Annotated in this window: 9 protein-coding genes; 2 read left to right on the top strand and 7 right to left on the bottom strand. The window is 47.2% G+C overall.

What is annotated here, in order from left to right; all coding sequences use genetic code 11:
• Positions 1 to 9: 9 nt before the first annotated feature.
• From ACR9FF_RS01705 to ACR9FF_RS01675, 7 genes are all read right to left on the bottom strand, one after another.
• Positions 10 to 1,782: an McrB family protein gene (locus tag ACR9FF_RS01705; protein ID WP_435168486.1), complete on the bottom strand. Its 1,773-nt coding sequence runs from the start codon at positions 1,780 to 1,782 to the stop codon at positions 10 to 12.
• 109 nt (positions 1,783 to 1,891) lie between these two features.
• Complete coding sequence (locus ACR9FF_RS01700) at positions 1,892 to 3,073, bottom strand: DNA cytosine methyltransferase (protein WP_435168484.1); 1,182 nt, start codon at positions 3,071 to 3,073, stop codon at positions 1,892 to 1,894.
• Between the two features lie 1,099 nt (positions 3,074 to 4,172).
• Complete coding sequence (locus ACR9FF_RS01695; protein ID WP_435168482.1) at positions 4,173 to 5,024, bottom strand: MurR/RpiR family transcriptional regulator; 852 nt, start codon at positions 5,022 to 5,024, stop codon at positions 4,173 to 4,175.
• Positions 5,025 to 5,050: 26 nt separating this feature from the next.
• Positions 5,051 to 5,812, bottom strand: a complete 762-nt coding sequence (locus ACR9FF_RS01690) for a PHP-associated domain-containing protein (RefSeq protein WP_435168479.1) — start codon at positions 5,810 to 5,812, stop codon at positions 5,051 to 5,053.
• Positions 5,784 to 6,962, bottom strand: coding sequence for an ABC transporter ATP-binding protein (locus tag ACR9FF_RS01685; protein WP_435168477.1), 1,179 nt, complete (start codon positions 6,960 to 6,962; stop codon positions 5,784 to 5,786). The genes ACR9FF_RS01690 and ACR9FF_RS01685 overlap by 29 nt, the downstream gene beginning before the upstream one ends.
• A 3-nt stretch (positions 6,963 to 6,965) precedes the next feature.
• Complete coding sequence (locus ACR9FF_RS01680; protein WP_435168473.1) at positions 6,966 to 8,792, bottom strand: ABC transporter permease; 1,827 nt, start codon at positions 8,790 to 8,792, stop codon at positions 6,966 to 6,968.
• A 23-nt stretch (positions 8,793 to 8,815) separates the two neighbouring features.
• Positions 8,816 to 10,039, bottom strand: coding sequence for an ABC transporter substrate-binding protein (locus ACR9FF_RS01675; protein ID WP_435168471.1), 1,224 nt, complete (start codon positions 10,037 to 10,039; stop codon positions 8,816 to 8,818).
• A gap of 530 nt (positions 10,040 to 10,569) precedes the next feature.
• On the opposite strand from ACR9FF_RS01675, the gene ACR9FF_RS01670 reads away from it, so the two are divergent.
• On the top strand, positions 10,570 to 10,929 hold the full coding sequence (locus ACR9FF_RS01670; protein WP_435168469.1) for a MarR family transcriptional regulator: 360 nt from the start codon (positions 10,570 to 10,572) through the stop codon (positions 10,927 to 10,929).
• A 605-nt stretch (positions 10,930 to 11,534) separates the two neighbouring features.
• The gene (locus ACR9FF_RS01665) at positions 11,535 to 12,482 is read left to right on the top strand and encodes a helix-turn-helix transcriptional regulator (protein WP_435168467.1); all 948 of its coding nucleotides are present in this window, start codon (positions 11,535 to 11,537) and stop codon (positions 12,480 to 12,482) included.
• The last annotated feature ends 12 nt before the right edge of the window (positions 12,483 to 12,494 follow it).

Below are 12,494 nucleotides of genomic sequence, written 5' to 3'. Positions count from 1 at the left end.
AACAGAACCCTAACTATAAATGCCCTGAATTATTTTTATATCTAACTCACGATTGTTACCAAAATTTGGGTTAACCATAAACACTGCTTCTATCTGCTCATTAAAATCATTCTTACCGAATAATGCTTCGATATCATACGAATGATCCTCGATTATCAGCCTATGTTCAGGAATCTCCTTTTTTGTGTCACCCATTACCATTGCAACTTTGTCCCATTGTCCATAAAAATATTCTTGAACAGTAGGTATTATCTTATTTCTTAAAACAGTTACCAGTTCGTCAAAATTCCCCACAGACATAAACAGTGCCTGGCCGAAGGTATGATTTCTGTCGAGTAGTACTGTGATTCTTTTATTTATTGCCTCAAGCAGTCTTGGTAGCTCTATCAGCTGTCCATTTTCATCAAATGTGCTCAACAGATTATGCTGTGGTACTATTTCTTCGAAGTCAAACCTTCTTCTTAATGCAATGTCCATTAAAGCAATGGATCTATCGGCTGTGTTCATCGTTCCAATAATATATAGATTGCTTGGAACTGAAAAGGCTTCTTGTGAGTATGGGAGACGAACCTTTACTTCATTCTCTTCTCCAGTCCTCTTATCTTCTTCAATTAGTGTTATTAATTCACCAAAAACCTTTGATATGTTTGCCCGATTAATCTCATCAATTATTAACACAAAATTCTTAACATCATCTCCATTTAACGATTCTAACGCCTTTTTTGCTACTTCCTTAAAAATACCGTCTTTAACATAATATTTTACATTTCCATCCTCAATCTCGGTACTAATTCCTTCAACAAACTCTTCATATGAAATGGATTGATGAAATGTAACAAATTCAACCCTTCCATTGTTTTGAAGGTGACGAAAAGCATTCATCGCTAATCTTCTATCAGAGGCCAGTTCTTCATTCCAGTATCCGCAAACTTTTAATGCAAGCTCAGCAGTACGATAAGTTTTACCTGTCCCTGGGGGGCCATAGAGTATTTGATTTTTGGGAACACTGCCATCTACATCAACTTCATCAAACATATCAAGGGTTGCCAATTCCTCTTCTTCATCTTCTTCTACCAATTGATGAATCTGTGTAATATTGATGGGATTATCATTGAAAAAGGAAGCCGACCCCCAATTATTAGGTATAGTAGCCTTGCTTACTAAAAAGTTAGACACTTCTTCTGAGTACTTTGTATGTAATGCATTTAATAAACAACTTTGGGGATTCGTTGTATTCGTAAAGCTATAAGTCCTTAATAAGAATACAATAAGCGGGAAGGTATCCTCTCCACACAATCTGTCACCCAAAAATCTCAAAAAATTATCGCTCCATCCATCATACTTCATTACACCCCACTCATTATTAGGCGCAACCTGCAGACCTAACGTTAATAAAGGAGCCGGTCTACTTGGATAATTTGCCGTCCCTCTTATATCAGCTGCCTTTTTTAAGCGAGTGGTCATAAAGTTTGAACTTAATTTCTTTTCCAGCCTCTTTCTCCTCGATTCAATATTTACAGACCCTAAATCATTGACTTGATATTCTTCATCGTCTGTAGAAAAAAGACCTAATATTTCAGCATATCTAGCTGTTATAACTGCTCTATGCTCACCATTGTCAGGATTAAGATCTAAGATATTAGCCCCTGTTTGTTTTTGAACCATATCAACAGCAAGGAAAACTCCTAATCCTGTAGTTTGTTCTCCACCTCTTTTTCCGCTATTGCCCACTAATTTCAATTCGCTAAAATTATCTGTAAAAGTATTAAAAGAAAAAAACATTACTTTTATCCTCCTCAAGAACACTATGTAATACTTTTATACTACATTGAGATTGAAATTGTATACTAAACATTGATTCAAAAAAAAAGAGAACCTTTAGGGTTCTCTTTTACTCTCCTATCACAGACAATAAATCTAATTGTTCATACTCAACGTGTTCTTCATTTTGAACATTCTTATCAAAAATAATTTCAGGTCCACCAACTTTAATAGGGGTAGTACCATACTTAATTTGAGAGAAGTACCTAACAGGCTCTCTTTGAGGTAAATTCTCGCCCTTTAAAATTTCCTTAATTGATTTCGCAAAGACATAAGAAAGTTTTGGAGGGACGGCATTCCCAATCATTTCATAGTTAGCTTTCACAGACCTACCACAAAAGATAAAATCGTCTGGGAAAGACTGTATCCTAGCAATCTCCCTTGCTGTAAACACCCTATTCTCTACTGGATGCCATACGCCAGCATTTTCAGGCTTAAACGCTGCAGTAATAGTTCCCGCAACTTCATCTCTACGAAACCTACGATAGAAGTTTGGCCATCTATATTTCTCCATATTATCACGAATTCTTTTAAGTCTATCAGGCAAGACCTCGGTAGGAATGTCTTTCCAAGACCCCCCTTCAGGCACAAAACTTCCAAGGTATATTGCTTGTGGATTTAAACGAAGTATTTCATCCTGATTTGGTGTATCCTCTGGAATATCAAAAATTGTTTTCTCTAATGTTAACTCTGTATCCCTTATAGGCTCAGGAAAATGAAAATTCCCTATTTGAGCATCCTTATTGATAGCCACAACGAGTACCCTTAATCTATTCTGAGGCACTCCGTAATGAGAAGCATTAATCAAATTAAAATGAACTTCATAATTCAAAGATGATAAACTTTCACAAATTTCGGGCAATAAATATCCGCTCTCTGTTTTAGTAGAAAGCAGACCTCGAACATTTTCCATTACAACAACTTTTGGACGAAGTTCTTTTATATATTTTAAAGTAAACTTATACAGGTTGCCTCTTTTCTCATTAATACCTTTCCTATTTCCTGCATTAGAGAAAGACTGGCATGGAAAACCTGATAGTAGTACATCCAGATCTTCAATATTGGGCATCTCTAAATCTTCGATGTTACCTCTTACAACAGTTCCAAGATTTTGTTCATATGTTAGGCATGCATCTTCGTTAATATCATTTGCCCAAACAACATCATATCCATTTTGATGAAAGCCTAAATCCAAACCACCACACCCACAAAACATACTAAGGACTGTAGGCTTTTGTTTTAATTGTTTCATAACCATAACCTCCCAACAGTCAATCTTCCATTGCTGTAAACTTTATTATAACTATTAATAGTTTTTTTTCACAGAGCCTAAATTTTCAATAATTCCTCGCTCAAGGCTTTAATACTTGTGGTACACCCTGTTTACTAATCGTACATAATCTACTTACTTTTAAAGAACCGCTTGCCTCATTGATTGTTAATAGTTCATTGTTCTTTTTCATTCAAATTCACCCCTATTATCTGATGTCGATTTATTTTACTGAATCAAATCTAAACAGAGAGGCATTAGTTACAAACGGCTAAACCATTGATTGGCAGTTTATAGGTTTTAATTAAGCATTAGCAACTAAACAGAACATATGTTCTATAATATTCCAAGTGGATTATTTTGTCAATTACCACAAAGAGCGAATTGTCATTATTCCAAGTAGTGAATTTTATGATCTACCCTAAATGAACCCTTAATTCAAAACGTGCCGGCTGTTAGTCGGGCGTATTCCGCTAGACGATTCTGATCGGCTAAATCTTGTTCTCCATCATTTCTTCCACTCAAGGCTTCCGGATGAAGGCTTCCTTTGACGCGAATTTTAATTGGTGAGCTGCAGCCGCCAAATAAAAAAGGCTCCACCCATATGGTGTGAAACCTTCAAATCTAAATTAGAGTTTCAAACCAACTTCAACTCATACACTCGGCCATCCCGATTTGCAGCCAAATTAATTTTAAATGAAGATAAATCGACTTCATTCTATCCCTCCGTACGTATTTATCTTTGTTCGCATCGATAAACCTGTGAATTACCCTAGAAGATTATTTTCTTTCCATATTAAAATAGTTTAGTCATCGTAATCCTTAAAGATAGAATTAATTAAAACGATTAAATCTCAGATCAGGAAAACGCGGGCTCACGTATTTATGGTAAGAAACCTTTTCCAATGCGTTTATACCTACATTGAGAATAATACCATTCACTTGACCTTTATCGTTGTACTGAACACAATTTTGTCCCACAGCCTTTCATACTATAGACCAGGCATAGAGCTTACCTGCTCCACCTCTTGCGCTTCTCTTTCCACGTTCAGGATATAAGGAAAATCGGCTTTATAGGTTTTTACCGTATTGACGAGTCTGACCGCTTCGGCAACAACTTAGAATACTTCCTTCTCAACCGGTGCAGCTCCTCACTCCCAGCAAGCGCAGCTTGCTCCCGCTCTTTCCCCACCGCCACGATCAGCGCCTCGATGACAGCGATCGGAGCCACCATCGAATGGAACTCCCAGAGCTGCCCGCGGGCGGTGAAGAGGGAGATGTCGGCTTTGGCGAGCATGGGGCTGACGGCGAGGTCAGTTATGAGCAGGGTGCGGCAACCGCGTTCATGGGCGAAGTCGAACAACACGGCCATCTCCGGGGATTCGGAGACGAAGCCGAAGATGACGATGACATCCTCTGGACGGATCGGCACCATGCTCTCGAACAGCTCATGACCGCCGCGGTCCAGCCGGCGGACATCCGCTCCGAAGCGTGACAACCTAAAATCCATTAACGCGGTTAAGCATTCTGCGGAGCCAGGACCGTAAATATGGACGGTGCCCGCGTTAGCGAGCATCGCCACTGCAGCATCAAACGACGCCTGATCCAGACGTTCAGTAGATTGCTCAATATACTCCGCTACACCCAGTACATTAGCGGCAGCTCCACTCTCTCCGCCAACCTTCTCAAATGCAGACTGCAGCTTCCGGGCAGGAGAAAGCAGCGCCTCGTCCTTGACGCGCTGCTTGAATTCCTTCAGGTTCTTCGAGCCGACCTCGGCCCAGAAGCGAGAGACGGTGGAGACGCTCACGCCGCATGCCGCTGCGATATCTTCTTCTATCATGAACGGTACATTGTCCATGTTCTTGCTTATATAATCCGCGATCCGTTGGTGACCGCGAGTCAGCTTCTCCGTCTCAACTCCAAATACCATGACCAATCTCCCCCGTCTACACCCTGTTAGACTACAACTTCGACTTTCTTCTTCAGCAGCTTCTTCACGTAATTCGCCGCACGCACTTGCAGATCAAGACTTGGCGAGATGACCCGCTTGTACGCCCCGGCACGGATTGCTTCCTTCAGCTCGGCGACGGTCTCGAAATCTCCCTCGAACTGGTTGTATACGCAGCCCACCTGGAACATCTGATGCGCGTCGCTTCCGGCGATAACCGGTACGCCAAGCTCGGCGCCAAGCGTCAGGACCTTTGCGATATTTTCCTGAATGCCGATTTCATGCAGGTCTTTGCCGTTCAAGTCGAACGCATCGAAGCGCCTCAGCAGCTCTTTGTCGATATGGTAGAGATGATTGGATTCGCGGAACGGATGTCCGCCGATAACCATCAGGCCGCGCGGATGGCATAGCTCGAACAGGCGCTCCAATCCGATAAAACAATCCGCTGTCAGGTGATCCTCCAGCAACGCTCGCACTTCGAGCAGCTTATCCTTTGGTCCACTGACGAGGATATGGCCGCCTTCGGCTACGTCAACCTCCATGCCGGTGAACAGCTTGAAGCCGTCGACATTATAGTAGTGGTTGTTGCAAGGATACATCTTATCGAGCGTGCCGTATACGTCCTCGAAGCGATGCGTGTTGAAATGCTCGGTCAGCGTAATCGCATTGAGGCCGTGGGCCTTTGCTTCATTAATCATGCTATTAAAATGCTCAATCTCAAAGTTGGTTTTCTTCGAAAGCTTAACGTGAATATGAAAGTCGATTTTCATAAGTGGATTCCCCCGGTTCATTGTTGTGTGCGGCATATTGTAATTCTATTCGGATACCTGTCTTCTTATCGTAAGCATTCATCTGTTCCTGGCGGAGCACAGCGTATAAGGTGGTGCCTGGCTCGTATTCGGATTCGCCGATGACGCGGGCCATCAAGGACATGCCAGCGGCGTCCAGCTGGACAAGCGTCTCCGCGCCGGACGGGAATACCGCCGATACAGACATGGCGATGCTCCCCGGACGGCGTTCCTCGTACAGCCGGATATCCTCCGGCCTGACGGTAAGCACCACTTCCTGTCCATCCTCCATAGTGAGTCTGTCACCCCCAGCAAGAGGAATCAACACCACTGGCGTTTCCAGCCAGCTTAATCCTTCCTCATCTGTACGGACAACTCCTTCCAGACGGTTCATCTGCATTCCCGCACTTCCGATAAACTCGGCGACTTGAAGCGTTTTTGGACGCCTATAGAGCTCCCGAGGTTTATCCAGCTGGACGATCTCTCCGCCGAAAAAGACCGCAACCTGCGTCGACAACGTCATCGCCTCATGCTGGTCATGCGTGACGTAGATGACCGTTGTGTTCAGCTCCTGATGGAGCCGCTTCAGCTCGGCGCGCATCTCGACGCGCAGCTTGGCATCGAGATTCGACAACGGCTCGTCGAGCAGGAGAATGTCCGGCTCGGTGACGATGGCGCGGGCGATGGCGACGCGCTGCTGCTGGCCGCCGGACAGCTCGCTTGGGTAGCGGCCGGCAAGCTCGGCGATGCGCATTTTGCCTAGCGCCGCCTCTACCTTTTCGCGTACAACCGCCTTCGAGAGCTTCCGGACCTGAAGGCCAAAGGCGACATTTTCGTACACGGTCATATGCGGCCATAACGCATAACTCTGGAAGACCAGGCTCAGCCTGCGCTTCGACGGCTCCATATGGAACTGCGTCTCGCCGTTTGCGACTTCGCGTCCGCTGATCGTGATGGTTCCGGCGTCGGCCTTTTGCAGGCCAGCGATGGTGCGGAGCAGCGTGGTTTTGCCGCAGCCGGACGGCCCGAGGAACGTCATGAAGTCCCCTTGCTTAATCGTTAACTCAATATCTTGAAGAACCTGCTTCCCATCCAAAGCGACATGGATGCCCTGCAGCTCGATTGCGTTCATAAGTTATTGCCCTCCAATCCCTTGCGTCAGATCGGCCTTGCCGAACTTCACCGCAAGGAAATATACCGTAATGACGATCGCGATAATGATCATCAGGATGACATTCGTCAGCTGCTCATAGCCCTTCTCGGCATAATAGAAGGTAATGGTCGTCAGCGTCTCCGTGCGCGGAGTGATCAGCATAATAATGAGCTCCATCTCCTTCATCGCCCCAATAAACACGAGGAGAAACGCCGACATTAAGCTTTTTCGGTTAAGCGGCAGCAGAATCCTTCGGAACCGCGTAAACCACGAAGCCCCGCTGATCTGCGCCGCTTCCTCCAGTTCCTTGCCGATCTGCATCATCGAGGCGCTGCCCGCTTTGACGGTGAACGGCAATTCTTTTACGACGGTAATTAAGATCAATAACGTAATTGTCCCGTACAGAGCCGGAATGATTAGGGTTGGCTTTGCAAACATGGAGATATATATCGCGGCAAGCGAGATGCCCGGAATGAGATACGGCAGAAAAGAGACCTGATCCACCATCCGCCCAATCCACGATTGCCTGCCTCTAGCAACGACATAACCGAGCACAAGCCCGATGACCGCCGCTATGACGGAGGCGACCCCTGCGATGTATAAGGAATTTTTCAGCGCGAGCATAAAAATATCGTTTTGCAGGACGCCCTTCTCACCTGTGTTGATGTTCGGATCGGAGCCGCCCCACCAGTAATGCGTGGTGAAGTTGCCGAGCGAATAGACGCCTTCCTTCAGCATAAAAGACTGGAACAGCAGCACAAGCAGCGGCACGACGGAGATGAGAATCATCACAACCGCCGCCGTCCCCGCTGCCGGATATCTCCAGCGTCCAAGGGAGGTCAGCGTTCTAGCGCTGTCTTTACCCGTTACGGTAACGAAGCTTTTTCTCCGCCCCACTACCCGTTGGTTCAGATAGATCGTCAGCATCGAGATCAGCATCAGCGTTAGACTAAGCACATTGGCTTCGGTCGTCAGCCTCGAGCGTATGCTGGAATACAGCATCGTTGAAATCATATAGAAGTTAACTGGCGTGCCAAGCAAAGCCGGAACCCCATAGGAGCTGATTGCTTTCGTGAAAATCAGGATAAAACCGGACAAAATCGACGGCATCACCAGTGGAAACACAATCCGCCGCAAAATCGTCCACCGAGCCGCTCCCGTCACGCTTGCCGCCTCTTCGAGCTGGCTGTTCATCGAGCTAAGCGCCGCTCCCACGATGAGGAAGAAGAACACGCTGTCGTGAATCGACAGGGACACCACGATCGGCACAAAGCCGTAGGACAGCCAGTCCGGCGGAGACACATGGAAGAGGGCCTCCATAATGCCGGGCGCCCCGCCGATTTTGCTGTTTTTGAAGAAGGTGAGCCATGCCTGCGAGATAATCCAGGACGGCAGCAAATACGGGATGACGGCCAGGAAGGCGATCGTTTTTTTCCATGGAACGTTCGTCCGCACGACCAGCCACGCTAGCCCGCAACCAATCAGCATCGACAGCGCCGAGACGGCGAAGCCAACTCCAAGCGAATTGAGAATCGGCTTATAAAACAAATTCATGCTCATATCACTCGCCAGCACGCGGGTCCAATGGTACAGCGTGAAATGCCCCGGATTCGCTTCCCCCGTCAGACGGACGTCCTGCTGCCTCCATAAGAAGGTCGTATACAGAATTTTCAGGACGGGCCAGAGAACCGTATACGCCAGGAAGAGCAAAGCCGCCAGCCCGATCAGATGAATGGGGCTCCTCAACCCGTTCAACAGCCCGTTATAGAACCGCGTGCTTCTCACGGTTAGCGCCGTTTTGTTCGCCAATTCTCTCTCCACCTTGCTTGGGGTTATTTTTGCTTAATCCAGAAGTCGCGCACTTTCGGTGCGGTCTTGTACAGGGCATCGCCGTCGAACAGCCACAGGTTCAGCTCCTCGAAGGAAATGTCGTTCTTCGTCTTCACGTCCGAACGCGGTACCCACGAGCCCACCTCGTTGAACGGAGCAAGACCTTCGCCCGTACCGTCCTTCTCGCCCATCATCCAACGGATGAACAGCTTCGCGGCTGCTTCGTGAGGAGCTTTGTTCGCGATGAAAAAGTACCCGGAATCCGGAACCGATGTTTTCGGTTTAATGTCATAGATCGGAGCGATCGTCCAGCCCTTCTCTTCGTTCTTCGATACGTCGCCGGACACCGCTAGGCCAAGGGCATCGCTTTTGGCTTTGCCAATGGCGTCGAGGACGTCGTCGCTGCCTTTTAACACGATAAGGTCGTTGTCGAACAGCTCTTTGATGAACTCGTAGCCTGCATTATCCGTACCGTTAAGGACGATGTCTTTGCCGAACTTCTCTTTGTAAGCCGCCGCCATGTCGTCGCTGTTGATGACCATTGTCGTGAACAAGTCCATAAAAGCTGGGGAGCTGAGTGGATCAGCCGTGTAGACTTTGCCCTTGAACTCCGGAGTCGTCAGGTCCCACCAGTTCGTTACGGGCGCTTCCGCGTATGTAGATTTATTGTAGAAAAGAGTACGGAACTCCACGTAGTTCGCATAAGCTTCCGCCTGCGTGCGGTAAGGCTCGTCGACCATCGGCGCGATATCCTCCGGCAGGTATTTGATATAGCGGCCCGTCATCACCATTTCTTCCTCAACAGCTCCGCTGACTTCCTTCGTAATAATAACGTCCGGGTTAAACTGCCCGGCGTCCTGCTCCTTCGTCACCTTGTCCATCATCTCGTCGGACTTCACCTTGCTGACTTCAACCTTGATGCCCGGGTATTGCTTCATGAAAGTCTCCGCCGCGTCGTTCGCACGTCCGGAGGTGGAATAGACAATCAGCTTGCCTTCTTCCTTCGCTTTGGCGTACAATTCATCAACCGATTCCGCTGCCGGTGCAGCGAACGGGCCGGCTGAAGGCGCCGTGGTATTTGCATTTGTGCTTGCTGGCGCATCTGATGGCACCGCATCCGAGAGTGTATTCGAGCTCTTGTTGTCTTGGCCGCAGGCCGACATGATCGTCATGGCGGATGCTGCCGTAAGCAGGACTAAAGCTGTTTTTTTCTTCGAAATGAACATAAGGATAACTTCCTCCTAGTAGATGGGCTCTCCACGTCCTCATCTTTGTTTGTCTCTCGAGTTAGATGATAGTGCCCGATTGTAAGAGGCATGTTACGGGGATATGGATTTTTAGTAAAAAACTATTATTTTTAACATTATGAAAGTTTTTCTTCATTTATGAAGGGAGAAGTATCTTACAAATAAAGGAACTTCCTATTAGAAACCGAATACTTATAGTGGAATAATCCGATAAGCAGGAGGAGATAACCACTTGTGACCAGATCTATCATCCATATCCTTTCAAGTATCGTATGCCTATTGTTGCCGGTGATTTTCTCGCTACATATGTTGTGGGATATGCACCACCCGAAAACCGGACCGGTTGGCAACGGCGAGCCTAATTACTTTACTTTTCCTGAGATAGTGCCATTAATCAGTTGCTTCCTAATGGGAGCCTTGAATTTACCCGTTGCGATTATACGTTATAGACAACATAAAAGAGATCAGGAAACTAACAAAGACAAACAATTCTAGAGAGGGTGTTAGCTGTGGGTGCTTGGGGAACGGGAATTTTTGATGATGATACGACATGCGATGTGCGCGACGATTATTTCGATTTATTAGCAGAAGGCCTATCCGCTGAAGAAGCCAGCAAAAGCATTCTCGGTAGCTACCATGAAGAATTTGATGATGAAGAAGATTTGGAAGTCATGACGCTCGTTTACTTGGGCCTTGCCGGTGCTCAATTGGAGAAAAACCATGTGCTCGAGAACATTAAAATTAAAACGATTACGCTTATTGATTCAGGTGCAGAGCTCGCGCTTTGGGAAGTTTCCAATAAGGAAGACCTCGAGGAAAGAAAAAAAGTCTTGGCCGCATTTAAACAAAAGCTGCTTGCTTCGAGCTAGTTGACATACGGAACTCGTTAGGAGAGATCATCATAAAGATAATCATCATACGCGGAATATTACTGTCAGGGATAATCACGATCTGCCTGTTAGGCGTTGAGTCGTACTATAGCCATAAGAAGACGTTATCGGTAGAGCAGGATTTCTCGACGAACCCGGTGGCTTCGACGGCACAATACTTTCCGCAACAATACTATCTATTAACGGACTCCTTATGGCTAGACGTAGTCCTTGTCTGCCTGGGATCATTTCACCTTTATCTTACTGTTTGGGTCATATGGAGAAGAGCGAAGCTTAGATCATAGAAAATCCTACGTTGGATCTCATCCAGCGTAATTGCCCCATTTCGGCAAACCTCTTACCTTACGTTGGATTTTATCCATCAGAATTAGCCGCTTATGCCCCAAACTAACCCCTCACCGCCTATTTCGTTGGATAGAATCCAATGTAGCCACCAAGTCTCTGCATTTCCGCCCCTTTTTACTGGACAAACTCCAACGTAGCCCGTCCATCCGCCAGCTAGTAATCAAATAAGTCGATTGATATACTTTATAGGTAGAATGATCCGATCGAACTTGCAATTAAAGAGTGTACCGGAGGAAAAAATGAACAAAACCGATCGGCAGCTCGCCATCATGCTTGAGCTGCAGCGGAGCAAAGTAATAAGAGCGGAGGATCTGGCCTCCCTATACGAGACGAGCGTGCGGACCATCTATCGGGACATTCAAGCCTTAAGCGAGATGGGCGTCCCCATCTTTGGCGCTCCCGGGCATGGCTACTCCCTAATGGAAGGCTATTTTCTGCCGCCCATCGGATTTTCGGCCGAGGAAGCGGTGGCCCTGCTGATGGGCGCTGACTTTATCGAGCAGCGGCTGGATGGCGATTACGTAAGAGTAGCGAAGGCTGCGAGAAGCAAGATTGAAGCTATCCTCCCGGAGACTGTACGGGAAGAGTCGACTCGCGTCCGGGAAACGATGCGGCTCCTGAATGCCGGAGAACCTAGAACCGGCTTGAAGGAAAAGGACATCCTCGGACAAGTGAGGCGAGCCATCCTGGAGCGTCGTAAAATCAGCTTCTCCTATAAGAAAAAGACGCCGGAAGCAGACGGCAACCGGGAGAGCACCCGCGAGGTAGCCCCTTACGGCTTGGCTTTTGCTCAGGGCAATTGGATGCTTGTCGGGCATTGCGGGCTGCGCCAGGATATCCGCCACTTCCGGTTGTCGCGAATGACGGAACTGGCCGTGCTCGACACGCCGTTTGCCATGCCGCAAGGGTTCAACTTAAATCGTTACCGTCCGCAGGATGATCGCAATGAGCATATATGGATTCGGGCCAACCCCGAGATTGCCGACAAAATCGCGGAGTCCGGCAATTTCTATATCGAATCGGCCGAGGAGCGCAAGGATGGTCTTTGGGTGCATTTCCGCGTTCGGGCGCCGGAGGAAATTCTCCCTCTTATCCTTAGCTGGGGCGGAGAGGTTGAGGTTATGGAACCGGAGTCTTTGCGCTGCCGGGTTCGGGCAGAAGCCGAAAAAATGTTAAAACGCTACTGACATACTGTTGTC

It is taken from the genome of Paenibacillus glycanilyticus (assembly GCF_051200795.1).
GTDB lineage: Bacteria > Bacillota > Bacilli > Paenibacillales > Paenibacillaceae > Pristimantibacillus > Pristimantibacillus glycanilyticus.
This window is presented reverse-complemented; position numbering and strand designations above follow the sequence as displayed.

Excerpts from the sequence above, each read along its gene's own strand:
- ACR9FF_RS01705 (WP_435168486.1), bottom strand. The coding sequence starts at position 1,782 with ATGTTTTTTTCTTTTAATACTTTTACAGATAATTTTAGCGAATTGAAA.
- ACR9FF_RS01700 (WP_435168484.1), bottom strand. The coding sequence starts at position 3,073 with ATGAAACAATTAAAACAAAAGCCTACAGTCCTTAGTATGTTTTGTGGG.
- ACR9FF_RS01695 (WP_435168482.1), bottom strand. The coding sequence starts at position 5,024 with ATGGTATTTGGAGTTGAGACGGAGAAGCTGACTCGCGGTCACCAACGG.
- ACR9FF_RS01690 (WP_435168479.1), bottom strand. The coding sequence starts at position 5,812 with ATGAAAATCGACTTTCATATTCACGTTAAGCTTTCGAAGAAAACCAAC.
- ACR9FF_RS01685 (WP_435168477.1), bottom strand. The coding sequence starts at position 6,962 with ATGAACGCAATCGAGCTGCAGGGCATCCATGTCGCTTTGGATGGGAAG.
- ACR9FF_RS01675 (WP_435168471.1), bottom strand. The coding sequence starts at position 10,039 with ATGTTCATTTCGAAGAAAAAAACAGCTTTAGTCCTGCTTACGGCAGCA.
- ACR9FF_RS01665 (WP_435168467.1), top strand. The coding sequence starts at position 11,535 with ATGAACAAAACCGATCGGCAGCTCGCCATCATGCTTGAGCTGCAGCGG.